The sequence below is a fragment of the Gallaecimonas sp. GXIMD4217 genome (assembly GCF_038087665.1).
Lineage (GTDB): Bacteria > Pseudomonadota > Gammaproteobacteria > Enterobacterales > Gallaecimonadaceae > Gallaecimonas.
In genome coordinates, this window is record NZ_CP149925.1 from 1,610,045 (window position 1) to 1,631,865 (window position 21,821).

Consider the following 21,821-nt stretch of genomic DNA (forward strand, 5'->3'; position numbering starts at 1 on the left):
TGGGGGCAGTGGCCTTGCCGGTATAATCCCGGGTCTGACCGTCAGGGAATCCACAATGTCTCAACTTTTCGTTACCTGCGCTCCCGGTGTGGAGCCCATTCTCGTCGATGAACTTGCCGGCCTCGGCATCGAGGCCAAGGCCGGTCGCGGCGGCGTCAAGGCCGAAGCCGATCTTAAGGCGGCCTATCAGATCTGCCTCTGGTCGCGCCTGGCCAGCCGCGTGCTCTGGCCCCTGGTGGAAGGCGAAGCCGAAGACGGCGATGCCGTTTACGAGCTGGCCGCCTCGGTGGATTGGCCCAGCCAGTTTGCGGTGTCCAAGCGCTTCGCCGTGGATTTTACCGGTACCTCCAAGGCCATCCGCCACTCCCAGTTCGGTGCCCAGAAGGTCAAGGACGCCATCGTCGACGTGTTCCGTGAAGACAGCGGCCGCCGCCCCAGCGTCGACGTCAAGGAGCCGGAGATCCGCGTTCACGCCCACCTGGGACGCTCCAGGCTGCAGATCTACCTGGACCTGGCCGGCAAGCCCCTGCACCAGCGCGGCTATCGCCAGCAGGCCGGCGTGGCGCCCATGAAGGAAAACCTGGCCGCCGCCATCCTCTACCGCCTTGGCTGGCACAAGGGCGGTTTCGAGGCCCTGGTGGATCCCCTGTGCGGTTCCGGCACCCTGGTCATCGAAGCGGCGCTGATGGCCGGTAACAGGGCGCCTGGTCTCAGGCGCGGCTTCGCCTTCGAGCACTGGCTGGGGCACCGCAAGAGCCTGTGGAGCGAGCTGGTCGAAGCGGCCATCGACGCCGCCATCCCCATCAAGGCCAGCCTGACCGGTTACGACATGGACAAGCGGGTCATCGAGAAGGCCCGCATCAATGCCAAGGAGGCCGGCATCGGCCGCAATGTCACCTTCACCACCCAGTCCCTGGGCGAGCTGGGCCGACCGGCCGAAAGCCACGGCCTGCTGGTATGCAACCCGCCCTACGGCGAGCGCCTGGGTGACAGTGCCGAGGTGCTGGGCCTTTACCACCTGCTGGGCAGCAAGTTGAGGCTGTTCCAGGGCTGGAAGGCCGGGGTCTACACAGGTGCACCAGAGAGCCTGCGCCAGCTGAAACTGGTCAAGGACAAGCAGTGGCAGCTCAATAACGGTGCCCTGGAATGTGTGCTGGCGTCCTATTCTGTCGACGAGAGCCAGGGCGAAATGAGCCAGGGCCTGCCCAAGGTGGTGGAGCCCTTCGTCAACCGCCTCAAGAAGAACCTGGTGCATCTGCAGAAGTGGGCGAAAAGAGAAGGGGTGGATGCCTACCGCCTCTACGATGCCGACCTGCCGGAATTCAATGCCGCCATCGACCGCTACGGCGACCATGTGGTCATCCAGGAGTATGCGGCGCCCAAGACCATTGACCCGGCCAAGGCGGCGAAGCGCCTGCAGGACATGATCCTGGCGGTGATGGATGTGACCGGCGTCAGTCCCAAGAACCTGGCGGTGAAAACCCGCACGCGCCAGAGCGGCAAGAACCAGTACGAAAAGCTGCACGCCCGAAAGGAATTCATGCAGGTGCAGGAATACGGCGTACGCTGCCGGGTCAACCTCTACGACTACCTGGACACCGGTCTGTTCCTGGATCACCGCCTGACCCGCAAGATGCTGGGCGAGATGGCCGGCGGCAAGCGCTTTTTGAACCTGTTCTGCTATACGGGCACCGCCACCCTGCATGCGGCCCGGGGCGGCGCCATCAGCACCACCTCCGTGGACATGTCCAAGACCTACCTGAACTGGGCCCAGGACAACATGAGGGTGAACGGATTCACCGGCCCCAACCACCATTTCGTGCAGGAGAACTGCATCAAGTGGCTGAAGCTGGGCCGGGACCAGTTCGACCTCATCTTCGTGGATCCGCCCACCTTCTCCAACTCCAAGCGCATGGAAGACAGCTTCGACGTCCAGCGTGACCACGTGGCGCTGCTCAGGGCCATCAAGGCCCGCCTGGTCCCAGGTGGTGAGGTGGTGTTTTCCAACAACAAGCGCCACTTCAAGCTCGACCAGGCGGCCCTGGAGGACATGGGCTTCGAGGTCAAGGACATCAGCCGCCAGACCCTGCCGGAAGACTACAAGCGCAACCCCCATATCCATGTCTGCTACCTGCTGAGGAGCAAGGCATGACTCTGATCCTCTATTCCACAGACGGCTGCCACCTCTGTGACGAGGCCAAGGCCCTGGCCGACGGCCTGGCCCTGCAGCTGGAGGTGCGCGACATCATGGACCAGCCGGCCTGGCTGGATGCCTACCGTATCCGCATCCCGGTGCTGGTGCGTGATGACGGAGCCGAGCTGGGCTGGCCCTTTGACGGTGACAGGCTGAAGGAGTTTGCCCATGGCGCTGATTAATCTCAAGGACGCCTACCTGTCCTTTTCCGACGCCCCCCTGCTAGACAATACCGGCTTCACCCTGGAGCAAAACGAGCGGCTGTGCCTGGTCGGCCGTAACGGTACCGGCAAGTCGACCCTGATGAAGGTGCTGGCCGGCGACATGGCCCTGGACGACGGCGACTACCAGCTGGTACAGGGCACCAAGGTGGCACGCCTGGACCAGGATCCGCCGCCACGGGCCGACGAAAGCGCCTTCCATTACGTGGCCTCCGGCCTGGCCGACCAGGGCGAGTTGATCAGCCAATACCACGACACCAGCCAGGCCCTGGCCAAGAGTCCCGATGACAACCAGCTCATCAACCGCCTGGCCCGGCTCCAGGAAGAGCTGGACAGCCAGGGCGGCTGGCAGCTGGAGCAGCAGGTGGCCCGGGCCCTCAGCCAGGTGGGCCTGACCGGCGACGAGACCCTGGCCAACCTCAGCGGTGGCTGGCTCCGCCGTGTGGCCCTGGCCAGGGCGCTGGTTACCGAGCCGGACGTGCTGCTGCTGGACGAACCCACCAACCATCTGGACATAGACGGTATCGACTGGCTGGAAAGCTTCATCAAGGGTTACCAGGGTGCCATCCTCTTCATCAGCCACGACCGTCAGTTCATCCGCCGGGTGGCCACCGGCATCCTCGACCTGGACAGGGGCAAGCTGACCCGCTTCGACCTGGGCTACGACGCCTACCTTGAGGCCAAGGCCGAAGCGTTGCGGGTAGAGGAGGAGCACAACGCCCTGTTCGACAAGAAGCTGGCTCAGGAAGAGGCCTGGATCCGCCAGGGCATCAAGGCCAGGCGCACCCGCAACGAGGGCCGCGTCCGGGCCCTGAAGAAGATGCGCGACGAGCATGCCGCCCGCCGCAAGGTCACCGGCAAGGCCCGTGGCCAGGTGGAAGAAGCCGCCAAGTCCGGCAAGCTGGTCTTTGAGGTGACCGGGCTTCAATATGCCGTGGATGGCAAGGCGCTGGTGAATAACCTGGAGCTGTTGGTCCAGCGCGGCGACCGTGTGGCCCTGGTGGGCCCCAATGGCTGCGGCAAGACCACCTTGGTCCGCCTGCTGCTCGACCAGCTCAAGCCCGATGCCGGCAAGGTTCGCCAGGGTACCAACCTGGAGGTGGCCTATTTCGACCAGCACCGGGCGGTGCTGGATCCGCAGCTGTCGGCCGTGGACCAGGTGGCAGACGGCAAGCAGGAAGCCATGATCGGTGGCCGCTCCCGACATGTGCTGGGCTACCTGCAGGACTTTCTCTTTACCCCGGCCAGGGCCAGGGTGCCGGTCAGGGCCCTGTCCGGTGGTGAACGTAACCGCTTGTTGCTGGCCAAGCTTTTCCTGAAGCCGTCGAACCTGCTGGTCCTTGACGAGCCCACCAACGATCTGGATATTGAGACCCTTGAGCTCTTGGAAGAGCTGCTGGCCGACTACCAGGGCACGGTGCTGCTGGTCAGCCACGACCGGGCCTTTATCGACGCCACCGCCACCAGTACCCTGTGGTTTGCGGGGCAGGGCAGCATAGAGGTGCATGCCGGTGGCTACAGCGACGCTGCCGCCGCCCGGGCCCGACAGCAGCAGCTTGACCCCGAGCCGGTCAAGGCCAGTCCCAAGGCCCAGGACAAGCCCAAAAAGAGCAACAAACTCAGCTACAAGCTGAAACTGGAACTGGAAGCCCTTCCAGAGAAGATGGAACAGTTGGAAGCGGCCATGGTCGAATTGCAGGCGCAGATCAACGCGCCCGACTTTTTTTCCCAGCCGGTAGAGCAGACCCAGCCCTTGTTGGACAAGTTGGCTGAGGTCGAGGCTGAACTGGATGCGGCCTTTAACCGCTGGGAAGAGCTGGAAGCACAACAAAACGCAGTGCAGGAAAACGCATGAAAAAACCGCTTTTTACCCTTACATTGCTGGCCCTGGCCACCAATCAGGCCATGGCCGGTGCCTACCGCGTCGAGATCCTTGACCAGCCCTCCGGGCTATACAACACGGAAGCCCGGGTTATCACCGAAGACGGCCGTATTGCCGGCAACCTGTCAGCACGTTACGAGTTTGATGGCGGTGACGACGAAAACTCCACCGATGATGACAGCTACCAGGACAGGCTTGGACTGATCAGCAGTGACAGCCTGAAATCAACCGCCGACACCTTTGGAGTTGCCAGCTTCTTTGCCGCCAGCTACGTCTTTGTCAATGACCCGGATTTGCAGTTGATACCTGGCTTCGGCAGCGATGAAGAGGGGCTGACGGTTACCAGCACCCTGGCCGATATTGTGGGGGATCTCGTTGCCCTGCGTAGTACGGCTCCCAGGCGGACCACGGAGTTCACCGACAGTGACGGTGATACTCAGACCCTGGTGATCAGGGATTTTGCCCAGCGGGGCCTGCTGAACGATGGCGAAAACCAGCAACAGGCCCTGCCGAGCTTTACCTGGCCGGATACCGTCAATGGCATCAGTGCCGAGGACAACCTGGGTGGTTCGTCCGCTATCAATAGCCTGAGTAACACCTGGGCGGTGGGATTCGGCTCGGTGAGTTTCACCGAAGATGGCCAATCCAGGTTTGATGATTGCAATAGGGAAAATCTCGATACCCACCCGCTCATCTGCTTGGAAACCGCGGGCCTGGTCAATCAGGCCCATGCCTGGCCGGTCAGCAACGGTCAGCTGGGAGAGCCGCTGGTATTGGCTGGCCTGACCGAGCCCCAGGGAGATGAAAGCGAGGACGTCTTTATCTCGGTGGCCCACGGTGTCAACGACCAGGGACTGGCCGTCGGGCGTTCGGTCGGTCGTCACGATGGCAGCCTCATCCGCCTTGCCACGCTGTTCGATCTCAATGGCGGCAGTGCCATCGAGGCCATTACCCCGGCAGGAAACGGCCTGCTTACCTCCACCGCCTTCGATATCACCAACAGCGGTTGGGTCGTTGGCAATGCCACCTTCGACGGCACGTCGGATCTGGACAGGTTCTTTATCTACAACACCGACAGCAAAGAGCTGGCCTATCCCGATACCTTCTACAACGGCGCCAATTCCGTTGCCTTTGCCGTCAACGAGGCGGGCCTGGCAGTGGGTGCCGCCGACTGGGAGGAGCTGCCGCCCACGGTGCAGCGCCGCCGCCATGCCTTCATCTATGACGCCATTGCCAAGACCTTTACCGATCTCAACGAGCAGACGGTCTTCGATGCCAGCCTGGTTTCCCAGCAATACGGTGGCGACGGCTGCGCCGCCAGGGAAGACTGGACCCTGGTCGAGGCCTCCGACATCAACGAGGCCGGTGAGATAGCCGCCACCGCCGTCACCACCTTCAGGGATGCCAACGGTGAACTGGTACTGGATGACGACGGCAACAAGCAATACGTGATCAGGGCGGTGCGCCTGGTCCCCGACGCCAATGCCGAAGCGCCTGTCTGTGTACCGGAGGAGCAAGAGCCCTTCAAGCGCAGCGGTGGCTCCCTGGGCTGGGGCCTGGCCCTATTGTCCCTGCTGGGGCTGCGTCGCCGCTTGGCTTAACGACGCCGAAGGCACCGAAAACGCCGCCCCAGGGCGGCGTTTCTTTTTGCCATAAAAATTTTACAATTCTTCAATGCATTGGCATTTGTCAATGCCTATAGTTGTCTGTTTGCATTTGATCGCATCCCTATCCTCGCCTACACAACATATTAGGGCCATTGCTCAATGGTCCTGTTTTCATGCGCTTTAGCTGTGTAAGAGGATGCCTTATGAAAAGACAAAAACGTGACCGTCTTGAGCGGGCCGAGTCCAAGGGCTATCAGGCAGGTATCGCCGGGCGCCCGAGGGAAGCCTGTCCCTACCAGAGTCTGGATGCCAAGAGCTATTGGCTCTCGGGCTGGCGACACGCCGTAGAAGACAGAGTCACGAACGGTGTCTCCATCCGGTAACAAAAAAGCCCTGCGATTGCAGGGCTTTTTCAAGGCTACGTATTCTTAGAACCCGGAGGTGTCCTTGAACAGGCCGACCTTGAGGTCCTTGGCGGTGTAGATCACGCGGCCATCCACGGAAACCTCGCCATCGCCAATGCCCATCATCAGGGCGCGGTTGATGATCCGCTTCATGTTGATCTGGTAGGTCACCTTCTTGGCGGTGGGCAGGATCTGGCCGGTGAACTTCACTTCACCCACGCCCAGGGCGCGGCCCTTGCCGGTGCCACCGCTCCAACCCAGATGGAAGCCAACCAGCTGCCACATGGCATCCAGGCCCAGACAGCCCGGCATGACAGGATCGCCCGGGAAGTGGCAGTCGAAGAACCACAGCTCGGGAGTGATATCCAGCTCGGCCCTGACTTCGCCCTTGCCGAAAGCGCCACCGTCGCTGCTGATGTGGGTGATCCTGTCCATCATGAGCATGTTGGGCGCAGGCAGCTGGCTGTTGCCTTCACCGAACAGTTCACCACGAGAGCAGGCCAGCAGATCGTCACGGTCGAAGCTTGATTTTTGCACGTCGAATTCCCCTTTGGTGCGAATGGCGCCAAGGTTAGCGAACAGTTGTACGCCAAACAAAGCCGACCAGCCGCCAGAGGGGACTATCTGTGGCCCAGCCAGGAGAACAGACGTTTGGTCAGGCTGCCGATGGGCTCTTCCAGCTGCTGCAGGCTGTCCAGGCGTCCGTGGATGAGGCCATAGATGCTGTCCCTGGGATAGCGGCCGTGCTCGTCGAGCTCCCCGGCGGGCCGCCCCATCAGCAGCTCGATGGCCTGCTCTATGTGGTCGACACAATGGATATGGAAGCGCCCATCTGCCACCGCCTCAATGACCTCTTCGCTGAGGTTGAGCTGGTCCGCATTCACCCTGGGCATGACCACGCCCTGGGTGCCGGTGAGCCCCCTGGCCGCGCAGACCTCGAAGAAGCCTTCCACCTTGGCGTTGATGCCGCCAATGGCCTGGATATTGCCGAACTGGTCGATGGCCCCGGTCACGGCCAGATCCTGGCGCAACGGCTGTTCGGCCAGCGCCGACAGCAGGCACAGCAGTTCGGCGGCAGAGGCGGAGTCACCGTCCACCTCGTGGTAGGACTGCTCGAAGACCAGGCTGGCCGACAGGTGCAGGGGGCCGTCTTGGGCGAAGCGCTGGGCCAGGAAGGCGGACAGGATCATCACGCCCTTGGCGTGTATGTTGCCGGCCAATTCTGCCTTACGCTCGATGTCGATGACGTCACCGTCTCCATAATGCACAGTGGCGGTGATCCTTGATGGCTCGCCGAACTCGGTGCCGGCCAACTCCAGTACGGTAAGGCCGTTGATCTGGCCGATCCGCTCCCCCTGAGTATCGATCAGGATCTGCCCCTTGCTCATGGCTTCCCGGCTCAGGTCGCGGGGCAGGGCACCGGCGAGCTGGCGCTGTCTGATGGCATGTTCAATGCAGTCGCCATTCAGGCTACTGTGTGACTGGCTAAGGGCAAAGCTATTGGCCCTTCGCAGCAGCTCCAGGTAACGGTGGTGGGCCAGGGCAAGTCGCTGGTTGTCCTCGACCAGCCGGCTGCCGTGGCGCAGCAAGGCGGTGGCGCCGTCCAGCTCCAGTGGCAACAGACGCGCTTCCTGGGCTTGCCACTGCAGGTGCGCCAGTAGCGGCTGCGCATCCTGCAGCGGCACAAAGGGCAGCCATTCCACGAAGTAGGGGAAAAGCGGTTCCAGCTCACGTTCAACTGCCATCAGTTCGGCGTAGCAGCTTCTGTCCCCCCAGAGCACCAGCTTCACGTCCAGCGGCATGGCTTCGGGCATGAACAGCGGTGTACCGCTGATCTGGCCGCGGTACTGGGACCAGGCAATCTCTTGGGAAAAGAGCGCTTCCTTGAGGCGCTGCCACAGGGCCAGATCGTCCAGCAGCTCATCTGCCGAAACCAGCAGATAGCCGCCATTGGCCTGGTGCAGATCCCCCGGTCGCAACAGGTGCTGATCGGTACTGACCGAGCCCTGAATGGTCTGGAAGGTGATTTCCCCAAACAGGCCCGCATCGCTCAATTGCCGGTTTACCACGACCGGCGGCCTTTGGCTGTCCTTATGGTGGACCATCAGGCTGATCAGTACCGGATTGGTGAAAGGCTCGCCTGTAGCCACCCGGGATGCCAACTCGGCAAGGTAGGCTTCCAGCCTGGTCTCCTGGGGCTGATCATTGATGATGCTGGTGAAAAGCGCCTCGGTATCCTGCTGCTCCGCCAAATTGGCGACGAGCTGGGCGACCTGCTCGCAAAACTGGGGGCCGCTGCCAGCTTTGAGCTTCAGGCAAAGGGGACGGCGACTGTCATGAAAATTTTCCGCATAGCACCAGTCCCACAGGCCTTCGAGACGGTTTTCCTGGGGCAGGGCGCGGATGGCGGCCTTGAACATCGCCAGTGCGTCCAAAGACGGTGACGCACTCATGAAGATATGGCCCAGGGCACTGGGACTTTGTGCGGCCATGCTCAGCTCTGCCAGGGCGGTTTCCTGGCCCAGCAGCCAGTTGGGTTGCGCCTTCGGCATGGTGGGCAGCGTAAGTTGGGGGCGTAGGGAGCGGCTGTCGAGACTCAAGGCGAATTCGCTTTTCAAATCAGTAATCTGCGTTGCATAAGTAAAAAGTATGGGCGCCGTGTGTGGCGCCCACAAGAAAAGCTCAGTTTACCATGCAACGCAGAGCCTGGTGAGCTGTTAACCCCAATGGCTGAAGAAACTGATGGCCTGTGCGATACGACCGCTTTTGGCGATTTGGGCGAGCCCTGAGACCAGCCGTTTTTCATTGGCGGAGGAGGACAGCCAGTGGTTAAGGCCACTACTTTGGGTCAGGGATTGGATCTCTTGGGTAGACTTACCATGCAGCTGGTTCAATACCTGCAGCATGGCTAGGGGGGGTACCTCATCCTTGAGGCCAAGGATCCTCACCAGCCCCAGGGGATCGGCCCTTTGCATGGCAGCGTTCAGGGGAGATGGCGTTGGCGTGGATATGGGGGAGGAAACGGCTGATACCTGACCAATCATTTTCAAAGCCTTCCTGTGGCTGGTTTTTGCCTTTCTCCTCGAAAAGTAGTCCAAGCGACCAAAAGATGATCATGGTGTGGCCAATGCGTGACGGAAGTCACATAACTTCCGTCTTGGCGCCAATTTCGCAGACGGACTAGCAGGTCAGCGCCATCAGGTGCCTGGGCTCATCGGCGCCAAAGTAGTCGCTTTCACTACCCAAGGTCTTGAAACCAAGCCGTTCATATAGGCCAATGGCGCCATTATCGGGGTGGACGGTGAGCTTAACGCGTTGGTAGCCAAGTCGCCGAAAGTTTGCCAACAATTGCTCGGTCAACCGCTTGCCAAGGCCTTGGCCGCGCGCCTGCGGGCTAACGGCAAGCGACAGTATCCAGGCAACACCTGGCTGCTGATCCGGCGCACCAAGTACATAACCCGACAAGGTGCCGTCGGTCGTTTCGGCAACCAGTAAGCTATCCGGCCAGAGATCCAGTGCCTGGCGAAAGAAGAAGTCCGGGTAGACGTGGTCGCCAAAGACGGCAACTTCCAGGGCATGAACGGCGGCCAGGTCGGCCTTGCGGCAAGATCTGATTTTCATGTGATAGTCTCAACGGGCTTAAAGGCAGCGCAGCATAACGGCCATCCTGCGAACACCAAACCCAAATGCGCATAATGTATATTATGTTAAATTCAATGTTTTGACGATCAGCTGTCCCAGCTCCCCTTTCTCTCATTCGATGCCGGCTAGCCGGTTGAGGGGCTTGTCCCTGGCCGACTGATGACGCTCTGCCCTGGACGTATGCAGGTATTGGCTGGTGGTGTCGATGCTGTCGTGGCCCGCATCGGCCTGCACGTGGGACAAGGGACGGCCGTTGAGGTTGATGTCGTGGGTGATGCCGGTATGGCGGATGCTGTGGGCTGTCAGGGTGCGCATCTCTGCGCCGTCCTGGTCGAAGCCGTCGGCGACCATGGCAGCGGCCGCTTCCTGGATCAGGGCGTCGATGTCCGCACGCAGCTGGCGTACGCCGAGGTTGGCGTTGAGCATGCCCGCCTCCCTGCCGCGGCCGGCGGCCCGGCGCCGGATAAAAAGCGGCACCTGCTCGTCCGGTGTCGGCAAGGGCGTCAACCCCAGATGCCGGCGATAGCGCTGCAAGGCCATGAGCAAGGCCTTGGACACCGACACGGTGCGGCGCTTGCCACCCTTGCTGAGGGGAACCTGGAAGATCCACAGGCCTGTCCTGGCATCGCGACGGAACTGGCTCATGACCGGCGAGAAGCCCGGCCTGGCCGCCACTTCGGAGATCCTCAGGTAGCAGCCATAGAGGAGACTGACCAGGAACAGTGTCCTTTCGTGGACGGCCGGCTCGGTCTCGGCCAACCGCTGTGCCGTACTCATGATGTAAGACCACTGTAACTCACTGAAGGCGCGAGTTTGCTCTTCCTCTGCCAAGGTGCCGGCTTCGGCTTCACGATTCAAGTGGCTGTGGCGGAACCACATCATGGCCGGGTTTCTTTCGGTGTACTCCTCGGCAATGAGGTAGCTGTAAAAGGAAGACAGTATGGCCATCTTGGTCTTGAGGGCCTTGTCGCTGAGCCGGTACGGTTGTTCGACACCGGCGCACTTCTTGCCCAGGAAAGGACGCCACTGCGGATTGGGCAACCGCTCCGCCCATTCCCTGTCGAGCTTGAACTGGGCCACGTTGCGATAGGCGATCAGCGCCTTGGGCGGCGCCAGGCAATAGTCGACGTAGCGTCCCATGTTGCGCCGGCGCACCTCGCCTACCGAGATCTGTTCCACGTCGAAACACCAGTGCAGGTAGGTGGTCAGCTCGGAGCGGTAGGTCTTGTAGTTGTTGGCGTTGAAGCGGGCCTCCCGCAGCCAGTCCACCGCATGCTCGTAGATGAGGGCCGCATCCGGCACCGCGTCCAGGGTGAGCCGGGCGATGTGCTGATTGACGATGCTGTTGCCGGGCTCCAGGTATTCGGGGGCGTCGAACAGGGGTAACACGGGAGGCGTGGAGGACATGGACTGGACTGCTGGATGCTTTTCCGGAAAGTATATCTATTTCAAAGATCTAGGAGCAATGCCGATAAACGCCGTTATCGGCATCAATACGTCCAGAGAACAACCCTGGGCTCAGTTTGAGTCCACAACAAAGTTGAACCTGAACTCCTTTTCTGCGGCCTGGACCTTGAGCTGCCAGGTCATGTCGCCGTGCATGCAGCTGGCCACCTGGAATTGACCCTGGAAGTGCCCTGCTTTGGTGCGGGTCAGCAGCACCGGCACCTGCCCCATGTACATGTCGACGCCTTCGACCAGGGCCATCAGCTTGTCTTTCTTGGCCCCAGGCAGGCTGAGCCGCACCGAGATGGGCGCCTGGGAACGCAGCGGCAGCTTGCCCAGGACCAGCTCCGCCCCCTGGTTGACGCAGGCGCCCTGTTCAAACCGGCACTGGGTGGCCGGCATGGCGGCCTGGGCCGCGGTGTGCAACAGCAGGCTGGTCATAAAAACGGCGTACTTCATCCTCTCTCACCTCTTTACTGCTCCTGGCGACATTATCTTAACGAAAAACCCTGCATTCATGGCGGACTTTATTTGATCTGGCACAACACGCCCTGCACGGCACATCGCTAATCTGCCTGCTAAGCTGGAATGCGATCTGTCAAGGGGGAAAAAGGCATATATTGACGGTATTTAACTTAGCGCGGCGCGGCATTTCGGGTAGAATACGGCGCCGATCCGTCCCTGCCCATGGCGTTCGCGCATTAGGGTCTCGGGTAATTAAAACAGTTGTATGAACAATAGCAGCGGAAGCAAAAAGATGAGCCAAACAAGTTCTCATGCTGACTATAACTACACTGTCGTCCGCCAATTCACCATCATGACCGTGATCTGGGGAATTGTCGGAATGACAGTGGGTGTGTTCATTGCCGCCCAGTTGATCTGGCCGGCCTTGAACTTCGATACGCCGTGGCTGACCTACAGTCGTCTGCGTCCATTGCACACCAACGCGGTGATCTTTGCATTTGGTACCAGTGCCCTGTTCGCCACATCCTATTACGTGGTGCAGCGCACCTGTCAAACCCGCCTCTTCAGTGACAAGCTTGCCGCTTTCACCTTCTGGGGCTGGCAGGCCATCATCCTGGCTGCCGCGATCTCCCTGCCGATGGGTTACACCTCGTCCAAGGAATACGCCGAGCTGGAATGGCCCATCGACATCGCCATCGCCGTTGTCTGGGTGGCCTATGCCATCAACTTCTTCGGTACCATCGTCAAGCGCAAGACCAGTCACATCTATGTGGCCAACTGGTTCTTCGGTGGTTTCATCCTGACCGTGGCCGTGCTGCACATCGTTAACTCCGCTGCTGTGCCGGTAAGCGCCATGAAGTCCTATTCCCTGTACTCCGGCGCCGTCGACGCCATGGTGCAGTGGTGGTACGGCCATAACGCCGTGGGCTTCCTGCTGACCGCCGGCTTCCTGGGCATGATGTACTACTTCGTACCCAAGCAGGCTGGCCGCCCGGTTTACTCCTACCGCCTGTCCATCGTGCACTTCTGGGCGCTGATCGCCACCTATATCTGGGCCGGTCCGCACCACCTGCACTACACCGCCCTGCCCGACTGGACCCAGTCCCTGGGCATGATCATGTCCATCATCCTGTTCGCACCCTCCTGGGGCGGCATGATCAACGGCATCATGACCCTGTCCGGCGCCTGGCATAAGCTGCGTCATGACCCCATCCTGCGCTTCTTGATCGTGTCCCTGTCCTTCTACGGCATGTCCACCTTCGAAGGCCCGATGATGGCCATCAAGACCGTCAACGCCCTGTCCCACTACACCGACTGGACCGTCGGTCACGTGCACTCCGGTGCCCTGGGCTGGGTTGCCATGGTCTCCATCGGCTCCCTGTACCACCTGGTACCCGTGCTGTTCGGCCAGGGCCGCATGTACTCCATCAAACTGATCAACACCCATTTCTGGCTGATGACCATCGGTGTGGTGCTGTACATCGTCGCCATGTGGATCAGCGGTGTGATGCAGGGCCTGATGTGGCGTGCGGTTAACGAGGACGGCACCCTGGTGTACTCCTTCGTCGAGACCGTGGTGGCTTCCAAGCCCTTCTACTTCGTGCGCTTCCTCGGTGGCTGCTTCGTGGTAACCGGTATGCTGGTGATGGCCTACAACGTGGCCCGTACCATCTTCGCACCCAAGGGCTCCCTGCAGGCCCAAGGCGCTGCTCAGGCCGCATAAGGAGAAGTCAAGGTGAAGAACAAGCACGAGTTTCTCGAGAAGAATGTTGGCTGGCTGGCCATCATGATCGTTATCGTGATCTCCTTGGGCGGTATCGTGGAGATCACCCCGCTCCTGTACTCAAAGGACACCACCAACCAGGGTAAGGTAGAGAACCTGCGTCCCTACACCGCCCTGGAGCTGGAAGGCCGTGACATCTACATCCGTGAAGGCTGTAACAACTGTCACTCCCAGATGATCCGTCCCTTCCGTCACGAGACCGAGCGCTACGGCCATTACTCCGTTGCCGGTGAGCACGTCTGGGAGCACCCCTTCCTGTGGGGCTCCAAGCGTACCGGCCCGGATCTGGCCCGTGTCGGCGGCCGTTACTCGGACGAATGGCACCGTGTCCACCTGATCGACCCCCGTCTGGTCGTGCCCGAGTCCATCATGCCGGCTTACCCCTGGCTTGAGGAAAACACGCTGGACGGCGCTTTGACCGGTAAGAAGATGGAAGTCTTCCGCACCTTCGGTGTGCCTTACACCGACGAGCAGATCGCCAAAGCCGAAGCAGAGGTGAAGGGTAAGACCGAAATGGACGCCCTCGTCGCCTATCTGCAGTCACTGGGTCACGCCCTGAAGTAAGGGAACAACATGGATTACGGAACGCTCCGCGGCATTGTCACCCTGGTCCTGCTGATCGTGTTCATCGGCATCATCGCCTGGGCCTACAGCAGCCGCCGCAAGAAGGCTTTCGACGAGGCAGCAAACTCCATCTTTGCTGACGACAAAGCCAAGGACGAACGTAAACAGGAGTCAAATAATGAGTAGCTTCTGGAGCATCTGGGTCACCGTTATCACACTGGGCACCATTGCTGGTTGTGGCGTCCTGCTGTGGTGGTGCCGTAAAAACACCGCCGACGTTGCCGAGGGTGAGCTGATGCATCACTCCTTCGACGGCATCGTCGAAATCAACAACCCGCTGCCGAAGTGGTGGTCCTACATGTTCTGGGCCACCATCGTCTTCTCCCTGGGCTACCTGCTGCTGATGCCGGGCCTGGGTAACTTCAAGGGCCTGCTGGGCTGGACCAGCGCCAACCAGAGCATCATGTCTCTGGAAGACTCCCGTCAGCAGGCCCAGGCCGCTCGCGAGTCCGGTAGCCTGGTTCAGTACGACCGCGAGATGGTCAAGGCCGACGAGACCTTCGGCCCCATCTTCGCCGAGTACGCCAAGAAGCCTATCGCCGAGCTGGCCTACGACAGCGAAGCGGTGAAGGTGGGCCAGCGCCTGTTCCTGCAGAACTGCGCCCAGTGCCACGGCTCTGACGCCGGTGGCGCCGACGGTTTCCCGAACCTGACCGACAACGATTGGCTCTACGGCGGCAGCCCCGCGGCCATCAAGGAGACCATACTGCACGGTCGTACCGCCGCCATGCCCTCCTGGGAAGCGGCACTGGGTGACCAGGGCATCGAAGAGATGACCGCCTATGTGCTGTCCCTGTCCGGCCGTAAGGTTGACGATCAGCAGGCCGCGGCCGGCAAGGCCAAGTTCGCGCTGTGCGCCGCCTGTCACGGTGCCGACGGCAAGGGCTCCATCGCCAACGGCCTGCCCGTGGCCGCCGGTGGTGCCCCCGACCTGACCGACAACATCTGGCTGTACGGCGGCTCCAAGGGCGCCGTTGCCGATACCCTGCGTCACGGCCGCAACGGCGTGATGCCGGCCTGGAAGGACATTCTGGGTGAAGACAAGGTCCACGTGCTGGCCGCCTATGTCTACCGCCTGTCCAACCCGGAGCAGAAAGCCAAAGGCGAGGCCGCCGAGTAAGCTTTTTGTTTCCAATCAAAAGCCCCGCCCGATGCGGGGCTTTTTTTTGACCTTTAAGGTAGAATTGCCGCCGTCAATTTCGGAGGACTTTATGCAGCCCTGGTATAAGCAGTTTTGGCCCTGGTTTCTGATCGCCCTGCCCCTGTCGGCCGTGATCGCCGGCATCGCCACCGTGATCATCGCCAACAACAACAAGGTGTCCATGGTGGTCGACGACTATTACAAGGAAGGCAAGGCCATCAACCTGGAGCTGGACAAGCGAAATGCCGCCCTCAAGCGCGGCATCAAGGCCAGCCTGGTGGCCAGCGACAAGGATGTGGTGTTGACCTTCACCGGTGGCGATGTGGCGCCAGGCACCCCGGTGCGGCTGTCATTCCACCATGCCACCCTGGAGCACAAGGATTTTGCCAAGTTGCTCACCGCCGATGCCAAGGGTCATTACCGCCTGGCCCTGAGCGAGCCCCTCAGTGGCCGCTGGGCCATCCGCGCCGAGCCCTTTGACGGCAGTTGGCGCATCCAGGCCAAGGCCGGTTTCCCCGTTGCCAGCGTTGAACTCAACGGCCGTCCATGAGCCACTGCTACCACTGCCACGAGCCGGTTCCCACCGGCATAAATTTCAGCACCGTCATCTTCGGTGAAGCCAGGGCCATGTGCTGCCCCGGCTGCCAGTCGGTGAGCCAGGCCATAGTGGATGGCGGCCTGACCGACTACTACAGGTTCCGCTCCGAGGCGGCCAGCAAGGCCGATCTGGTGCCGGACGCCCTCAAGGCGCTGGATGCCTTCGACAGCGAGGCCATCCAGCGCCAGTTCGTCCACCGGGACGGCAACCTCAGCGAGATCACCCTGTCCGTGGACGGCCTGGCCTGCGCTGCCTGCGCCTGGCTTATCGAAAAGCAGCTGGGCCGCCTGCCCGGGGTGGTGCGCATCAACGTCAACGCCACCACCCACAGGGCCTTTATCCGCTGGGATGCCGGCCAAAGCTCCCTGTCGCAGTTGCTGGCCAGGCTCAGGGAGATAGGCTACCCGGCCCTGCCCTTCCAGCCCGACGAGCAGGAGGCCAGGTTTGCCCGCGACATGCGCGGCATGTTGCTGCGGCTCGGCCTGGCCGGCCTTGCCACCATGCAGGTGATGATGATCGCCATCGGCATCTACTTTGGCGTGGTGACCGATCTGGACGACACCACCCACCAGTATTTCCGCTACGTGAGCCTGCTGCTGGCCACGCCGGTGGCCCTCTACTCCGCCCAGCCCTTCTACAAGGCCGCCTGGCGCGGGCTCAGGCAGGGCCAGCCGGGCATGGATCTGCCGGTCAGCATCGCCATCTTCGGCGCCTATTGTGCCTCGGCCTTCGCCACGGTACGCGGCGGTGGCGAGGTCTATTTCGAATCCATTTCCATGTTCACCTTCCTGCTGCTGACCGGGCGCATGCTGGAGCTGCGCGCCCGGCGCCGCGCCGCCGAATCCAGCGCCAATCTGCTCAAGCTGGTCCCGGCCGTGGCCTGGCGGCAACAGGAGGGCGACTGGCAGCAGGTGCCGGTTTCCGAGCTGCAGGCCGGTGATCGCATCCAGATCCGCCCCGGCGAGAAGGTGCCGGCCGACGCCGAGATCCTTGACGGCCAGGCCGACTTCGACGAGGCCTTCATCACCGGCGAATCCCTGCCGGTCACCAGGACCAGGGGCGAGGCCATCTATGCCGGCAGCCTCAACCAGAGCTCGCCGGTCCAGGCCAGGGTCACCGCCGTCGGCCAGGACAACCTGCTGGCCTCCATAGTGCGGCTGCAGGATCAGGCCCAGGCCAGCAAACCCAAGGTGGCACTGCTGGCCGACCGGGTGGCCCGCTATTTCGTCATTGCCCTGCTGGTGGTGGCGAGCCTCACCTACGGCAGCTGGTTCCTGCTGGACCGGGATCAGGCCTTCTGGATCACCCTGTCGGTGCTGGTGGCCACCTGCCCCTGCGCCCTGTCCCTGGCCACCCCCACGGCGTTGACCTGTGCCATGGCCAGGCTCTCCAAACTGGGCCTGATGGTGCGCCGGGGCCAGGCCCTGGAGGCCCTGCCCAAGGTGGACAGGGTGGTGTTCGACAAGACCGGCACCCTGACCCGGGGCAGCCTCAGCATCGGCCGGAGCTGGTCTGCGGACGGTCGCGACGACCACTGGCTGGCCCTGGCCGCCGCCCTGGAGGAAGGCTCGGAGCACCCCATCGCCAGGGCCTTCCTGGCACGGGGAACGGGTGAGTTCCGAGCCAGCGACATCGAGAACACCGTCGGCGGCGGCGTCAGCGGCACCATAAACGGCCAGCGCTTTCGCCTCGGCAGCCGACAGATGCTGGCCGAACAGCTCGACGGCAGCGAGCCTGGGGATGCCAGCGTCTACCTCTGCGCTGACAACGGCTGTGTCGCCGCCTTCTGGCTGGAAGACAGCCTGCGCGACGATGCCGGTGCCTTGGTCGAGCAGCTGAAGGCCCAGGGCAAGCGGATCACCCTGCTCACCGGTGACGGCTCGGCCCTGGCCGACCAGGTCGCCGCCGACCTGGGCATCGCCGATTGCCAGAAGGCCATGACGCCCCAGGGCAAGCTGGACTTCCTGCGCCAGTGCCAGGGCCGGGGCGAGGTGGTGCTGATGGTGGGCGACGGTATCAATGATGCGCCCGTGCTGGCCGGTGCCCAGGTGTCCATCGCCATGGGCTCGGGCACGGACTTGGCTCGCACCAGCGCCGATCTGGTGCTGATGGGGGATCAGATAGGCAAGCTGGCCCAGGCCCTGGTCCTGGCCAAAGACAGCCGCCGCATCATGGTGGAGAATTTCCTCTGGGCCCTGGGTTACAATGGCCTCATTCTGCCCCTGGCGGTGATGGGGCTGGTGCTGCCCTGGGTGGCGGCGGCCGGCATGTCCCTGAGTTCGCTGCTGGTGATCGGCAACTCCCTGCGTCTGTTGAGGTCCCGATGAGTATTCTCGCTATCCTGGTGCCAATCGCCCTGATCTTCGCCATCATCGGCGTGCTGCTGTTCTTCTGGGCCGTGAAGAAGGATCAGTTCGAGGATCTCGATCGCCAGGGCCATTCCATCCTGTTTGACGAAGACGACCAGCCCAAGCCATGACCCTCACCTTCGCCGGCGCCCTGCTTATCGGCCTGGCCGGGGCCGGCCACTGTTTCGGCATGTGCGGCTCCATGATGGGGGCCTTCTCGCTGACCCTGCCCGAGGACAGGCGCCTGGGCGCCCTGCTGCTGTACAACCTGGGCCGGGTGTCCTCCTATGCCCTGGCCGGAGCCCTGGTCGGCGCCAGTGGCGCCTATGTGGCCGCCGTCGGTGCCCCGGTATTCCTGGTGCTCAAGCTGGTGGCGGCGCTGCTGCTGATCCTGATGGGGCTCTATCTGGGGCAATGGTATTTCGGCCTGGTGCGGCTGGAAAAGCTGGGCCAGCTCCTGTGGCAGCGGCTGCAGCCCATCAGCAAAAGGCTGTTGCCGTTGAAGTCTGCCTGGCTGGCCCTGCCTCTTGGCATGCTCTGGGGCTGGCTGCCCTGCGGCCTGGTCTACTCCACCCTGGCCTGGGCCGCCCTGGCCGGCTCGGCCCAGGAGGGTGCCCTGGTGATGGCCGCCTTTGGCCTGGGTACCCTGCCAGCCATGCTGGGCACCGGCCTGGCCGCGCAGAAGTTGAAAAAGCTGCTGAAACACAAGGGATTTCGCCGTATCAGTGCCCTGCTGCTGTTCGCCCTGGCCGGGCAGCTGCTCTATGGCCTTTGGCACCAGTGGAGCTGAGCCAAGGCTGGTGTTATAGTGGCGCCAAGTAGGCTTAGCCTGATTTACACAAAGGAATATCATGGGTCAGCGGATCGTTCAGCCTGGGTGCGCCATTCACTGTCACGACTGTGCCATCAGTGAGTTGTGCCTGCCCTTCACCCTCAGCGAAAACGAGCTGGATCAGCTCGATGAAATCATCGAGCGCAAGAAACCCGTCCACAAGGGCGACGAGATCTACCAGGCCGGCAAACCCCTGGAGTCCCTCTACGCCATCCGCAGCGGTACCATCAAGAGCTATACCATCACCGAGGAAGGCGAAGAGCAGATCACCGGCTTCCACCTGCCCGGCGATATCGTCGGTTTCGACGCCATCACCAAGGGCAAGCACGCCTCCTTTGCCCAGGCCCTGGAAACGGCCATGGTCTGCGAGATCCCCTTCGACACCCTGGATAACCTGTCCGGCACCATGCCCAGGCTGCGCCAGCAGATCATGAGGCTGATGTCCTCCGAGATTAAGGGCGATCAGGATCTGATCCTGCTGCTGTCCAAGAAGAGTGCCGAGGAGCGCCTGGCCGCCTTCCTGATGAACCTGTCGGACCGCTACGGCCAGCGCGGCTTCTCCCCCAGGGAGTTCCGCCTCACCATGACCCGTGGCGATATCGGCAACTACCTGGGCCTGACGGTAGAGACCATCAGCCGCCTGCTGGGCCGCTTCCAGAAGCAGGATCTGCTGCGCGTGTCCGGCAAGTTCATCACCATACTGGATCTCGATGCCCTGCGGGAGCTGGCCGGCAACAGCCTGACCCCTTGATCTGGCGCAAGGCAGGGGTGCAATGCCCCTGCCCTTGTTAAGGTTATTGATCCACAACAACTTTCCTTTCGGCCTTCCCCCTTAACCTGCTCCCGACTTCAAAACAACAACCTTTTCGGGAGAGTTCCATGAAAACTGCTGCAATCGCTGTACTGGTCGCCCTGGGCCTGGCCGCCCCCGCCATGGCCGACGACGGCTTTCGCGTCGCCTTTGGCGCCGCCAATGCCAACCCCAACGACGACTCCAGCTACCTGAACAATGTCGAAGCCGCCGCCGGCCTGGCCGCCAACAGCACCAAGGTGACCGTCGAGGACAACACCCAGCTCGGCATCACCCTCAACTACGATTTCCATCCCAACTGGTCCCTGGAGCTGTTGGCCGCCACCCCCTTCTCCCATGACATCAAGGTCAAGGGCGGTGCCGTCGATGGCCTCAAGGTCGGCAAGACCAAGCACCTGCCGCCGACCCTGTCGGTGCAATACCGCTTCAACCCCGGCCAGGACTTCCGCCCCTATGTGGGCCTGGGCCTGAACTACACCACCTTCTTCGACGAAAAGGTGGACGGCGAGCTGGCCGGTACCCTGGATGCCCTGGGCCTGACCGGCAGCAAGGAGCTGGAGCTGGACGACTCCTTCGGCCTGGCCGCCCAGGTCGGTTTTGACTGGAATATCAATGACAAAGTTTATGTTCGCGGCGCCATCTGGTATGCCGATATCGATACCGATGCTAAAGTGAAGGTGAACGGCGCCACAGTGCAGAAAGTCAGTGTGGATATCGATCCCACCATCTACATGCTGGGTCTCGGTTATCGCTTCTAAGGACCAGGGGCGGGCGGCCAAGCCGCCCGCCCTCATTACAAGGGGATAGGCTATGGCAAACTACCGACACATCCTGGTTGTGGCTGATCCGCATCAGGACGAGCAACCCGCCCTCAGCCGGGCCTGTCACCTGGCCCAGAAAACCGGAGCCAGGCTGACGCTGTTTCTGAGCATCTACGACTTCTCCTACGAGATGACCACCATGCTCTCCGGCGAAGAGCGGGAGGCCATGCGCAAGGGCGTGATCTCCCAGCGCGAGGAATGGCTGGAGGAGCTGGCGGGGCCCTACCGCAAGAAGGGCTGCAAGCTGGATCTGAAGGTGGTTTGGCATAACAGGCCCTTCGAGAGCATCATCCGCGAGGTGCTCGACGGCGACTACGACGCCGTCTTCAAATCCACCCACGAGCACCACAAGCTCAGGGCGGTGATCTTCACCCCCACCGACTGGCATCTGATGCGCAAGTGCCCGGTGCCTGTGCTGCTGGTCAAGGAACACGAGTGGCCCGCCGGCGGCAATGTGCTGGCCGCCATCAACTGTGGCTCAGAGGACGAGGCCCACCAGGATCTCAACAACGTCACCACCGAAGAGGCCCTGGCCCTGGCCAAGGAAATCGACGGCAACGTGCACCTGGTCAACGCCTACCCCGGCACCCCGGTCAATATCGCCATCGAGATCCCGGAGTTCGATCCCCACGCCTATACTGAGGCCATGCGCAACCATCACCTCAACCAGGCCAGGGCCCATGCCCAGAAATACGGCATAGAGGAAAGCAAGGTCCACGTCTATGAAGGCCTGCCCGAGGACGTGCTCCCCAGGGTCGCCGACGACATCGACGCCGAGCTGGTGGTGATAGGTACCGTTGGTCGCACCGGCATCTCTGCGGCGCTGATCGGCAACACCGCCGAGCACGTCATCGACCGCCTGGCCAGCGACGTGCTGGCCATCAAGCCCAGGGACTTCGTCAGCCCCCTGGCCAAGGAAGACTAGCCCCTGCAAAGATGCCGCAGCCATGGCTGCGGCATTTTCTTTTTCGCCCCGCCCTTTATAATAAGCGCCCCCATATC

Annotated in this window: 22 protein-coding genes; 16 read left to right on the forward strand and 6 right to left on the reverse strand. The window is 61.9% G+C overall.

The window, feature by feature from the left end:
• Positions 1–55 precede the first annotated feature (55 nt).
• The 5 genes from rlmKL (at position 56) to rmf (ending at position 6,287) form a co-directional block, all read left to right on the forward strand.
• Positions 56–2,152, forward strand: a complete 2,097-nt coding sequence (rlmKL, locus tag WDB71_RS07870; RefSeq protein ID WP_341504101.1) for a bifunctional 23S rRNA (guanine(2069)-N(7))-methyltransferase RlmK/23S rRNA (guanine(2445)-N(2))-methyltransferase RlmL — start codon at positions 56–58, stop codon at positions 2,150–2,152.
• On the forward strand, positions 2,149–2,376 hold the full coding sequence (locus WDB71_RS07875) for a glutaredoxin family protein (RefSeq protein ID WP_341504102.1): 228 nt from the start codon (positions 2,149–2,151) through the stop codon (positions 2,374–2,376). The genes rlmKL and WDB71_RS07875 overlap by 4 nt, the downstream gene beginning before the upstream one ends.
• Positions 2,363–4,270 carry an ABC transporter ATP-binding protein gene (locus tag WDB71_RS07880; protein WP_341504103.1) on the forward strand — a complete coding sequence of 636 codons (1,908 nt, stop codon included), beginning with the start codon at positions 2,363–2,365 and terminating at the stop codon, positions 4,268–4,270. The genes WDB71_RS07875 and WDB71_RS07880 overlap by 14 nt, the downstream gene beginning before the upstream one ends.
• Positions 4,267–5,898: a DUF3466 family protein gene (locus tag WDB71_RS07885; protein WP_341504104.1), complete on the forward strand. Its 1,632-nt coding sequence runs from the start codon at positions 4,267–4,269 to the stop codon at positions 5,896–5,898. The genes WDB71_RS07880 and WDB71_RS07885 overlap by 4 nt, the downstream gene beginning before the upstream one ends.
• Before the next feature lie 209 nt (positions 5,899–6,107).
• Complete coding sequence (gene rmf / locus WDB71_RS07890; protein WP_341504105.1) at positions 6,108–6,287, forward strand: ribosome modulation factor; 180 nt, start codon at positions 6,108–6,110, stop codon at positions 6,285–6,287.
• Positions 6,288–6,332: 45 nt separating this feature from the next.
• Here the strand turns inward: rmf and fabA are convergent, their stop codons facing one another.
• The 6 genes from fabA to WDB71_RS07920 form a co-directional block, all read right to left on the reverse strand.
• Positions 6,333–6,845, reverse strand: coding sequence for a bifunctional 3-hydroxydecanoyl-ACP dehydratase/trans-2-decenoyl-ACP isomerase (fabA, locus tag WDB71_RS07895; protein ID WP_341504106.1), 513 nt, complete (start codon positions 6,843–6,845; stop codon positions 6,333–6,335).
• 83 nt (positions 6,846–6,928) lie between these two features.
• Positions 6,929–8,860 carry a Lon protease family protein gene (locus WDB71_RS07900; protein WP_341504107.1) on the reverse strand — a complete coding sequence of 644 codons (1,932 nt, stop codon included), beginning with the start codon at positions 8,858–8,860 and terminating at the stop codon, positions 6,929–6,931.
• A 165-nt stretch (positions 8,861–9,025) separates the two neighbouring features.
• Positions 9,026–9,352: a hypothetical protein gene (locus WDB71_RS07905; protein WP_341504108.1), complete on the reverse strand. Its 327-nt coding sequence runs from the start codon at positions 9,350–9,352 to the stop codon at positions 9,026–9,028.
• A gap of 136 nt (positions 9,353–9,488) precedes the next feature.
• On the reverse strand, positions 9,489–9,929 hold the full coding sequence (locus WDB71_RS07910; RefSeq protein WP_341504109.1) for an N-acetyltransferase: 441 nt from the start codon (positions 9,927–9,929) through the stop codon (positions 9,489–9,491).
• Positions 9,930–10,061: 132 nt separating this feature from the next.
• Positions 10,062–11,357 carry a site-specific integrase gene (locus WDB71_RS07915; RefSeq protein ID WP_341504110.1) on the reverse strand — a complete coding sequence of 432 codons (1,296 nt, stop codon included), beginning with the start codon at positions 11,355–11,357 and terminating at the stop codon, positions 10,062–10,064.
• A 111-nt stretch (positions 11,358–11,468) separates the two neighbouring features.
• Positions 11,469–11,855 carry a hypothetical protein gene (locus WDB71_RS07920; protein WP_341504111.1) on the reverse strand — a complete coding sequence of 129 codons (387 nt, stop codon included), beginning with the start codon at positions 11,853–11,855 and terminating at the stop codon, positions 11,469–11,471.
• Positions 11,856–12,153: 298 nt separating this feature from the next.
• Here WDB71_RS07920 and ccoN point away from each other — a divergent pair, with 298 nt between their 5' ends.
• From ccoN to uspE, 11 genes are all read left to right on the forward strand, one after another.
• Positions 12,154–13,584 (forward strand): cytochrome-c oxidase, cbb3-type subunit I, encoded by a 1,431-nt coding sequence (gene ccoN / locus WDB71_RS07925; RefSeq protein WP_341504112.1) that lies wholly within the window; start codon positions 12,154–12,156, stop codon positions 13,582–13,584.
• Between the two features lie 63 nt (positions 13,585–13,647).
• Complete coding sequence (gene ccoO / locus WDB71_RS07930) at positions 13,648–14,208, forward strand: cytochrome-c oxidase, cbb3-type subunit II (protein WP_341504198.1); 561 nt, start codon at positions 13,648–13,650, stop codon at positions 14,206–14,208.
• 9 nt (positions 14,209–14,217) lie between these two features.
• Positions 14,218–14,394, forward strand: a complete 177-nt coding sequence (locus WDB71_RS07935; RefSeq protein ID WP_341504113.1) for a cbb3-type cytochrome c oxidase subunit 3 — start codon at positions 14,218–14,220, stop codon at positions 14,392–14,394.
• On the forward strand, positions 14,387–15,388 hold the full coding sequence (gene ccoP, locus WDB71_RS07940) for a cytochrome-c oxidase, cbb3-type subunit III (protein ID WP_341504114.1): 1,002 nt from the start codon (positions 14,387–14,389) through the stop codon (positions 15,386–15,388). The genes WDB71_RS07935 and ccoP overlap by 8 nt, the downstream gene beginning before the upstream one ends.
• Positions 15,389–15,479: 91 nt before the next feature.
• Positions 15,480–15,959, forward strand: coding sequence for a FixH family protein (locus tag WDB71_RS07945; protein ID WP_341504115.1), 480 nt, complete (start codon positions 15,480–15,482; stop codon positions 15,957–15,959).
• A complete protein-coding gene (locus WDB71_RS07950; protein WP_341504116.1) occupies positions 15,956–18,334 on the forward strand; it encodes a heavy metal translocating P-type ATPase in 2,379 nt (792 codons plus the stop codon). Before WDB71_RS07945 ends, WDB71_RS07950 begins: the two co-directional genes overlap by 4 nt.
• Positions 18,331–18,486: a cbb3-type cytochrome oxidase assembly protein CcoS gene (gene ccoS, locus WDB71_RS07955; RefSeq protein ID WP_341504117.1), complete on the forward strand. Its 156-nt coding sequence runs from the start codon at positions 18,331–18,333 to the stop codon at positions 18,484–18,486. Before WDB71_RS07950 ends, ccoS begins: the two co-directional genes overlap by 4 nt.
• Positions 18,483–19,145 carry a sulfite exporter TauE/SafE family protein gene (locus WDB71_RS07960; RefSeq protein WP_341504118.1) on the forward strand — a complete coding sequence of 221 codons (663 nt, stop codon included), beginning with the start codon at positions 18,483–18,485 and terminating at the stop codon, positions 19,143–19,145. Before ccoS ends, WDB71_RS07960 begins: the two co-directional genes overlap by 4 nt.
• Before the next feature lie 61 nt (positions 19,146–19,206).
• Positions 19,207–19,938 carry an FNR family transcription factor gene (locus WDB71_RS07965; RefSeq protein ID WP_341504119.1) on the forward strand — a complete coding sequence of 244 codons (732 nt, stop codon included), beginning with the start codon at positions 19,207–19,209 and terminating at the stop codon, positions 19,936–19,938.
• Positions 19,939–20,066: 128 nt separating this feature from the next.
• A complete protein-coding gene (locus tag WDB71_RS07970) occupies positions 20,067–20,756 on the forward strand; it encodes an OmpW family outer membrane protein (RefSeq protein WP_341504120.1) in 690 nt (229 codons plus the stop codon).
• A gap of 52 nt (positions 20,757–20,808) precedes the next feature.
• Positions 20,809–21,744 carry a universal stress protein UspE gene (uspE, locus tag WDB71_RS07975; protein WP_341504121.1) on the forward strand — a complete coding sequence of 312 codons (936 nt, stop codon included), beginning with the start codon at positions 20,809–20,811 and terminating at the stop codon, positions 21,742–21,744.
• Positions 21,745–21,821 lie beyond the last annotated feature (77 nt).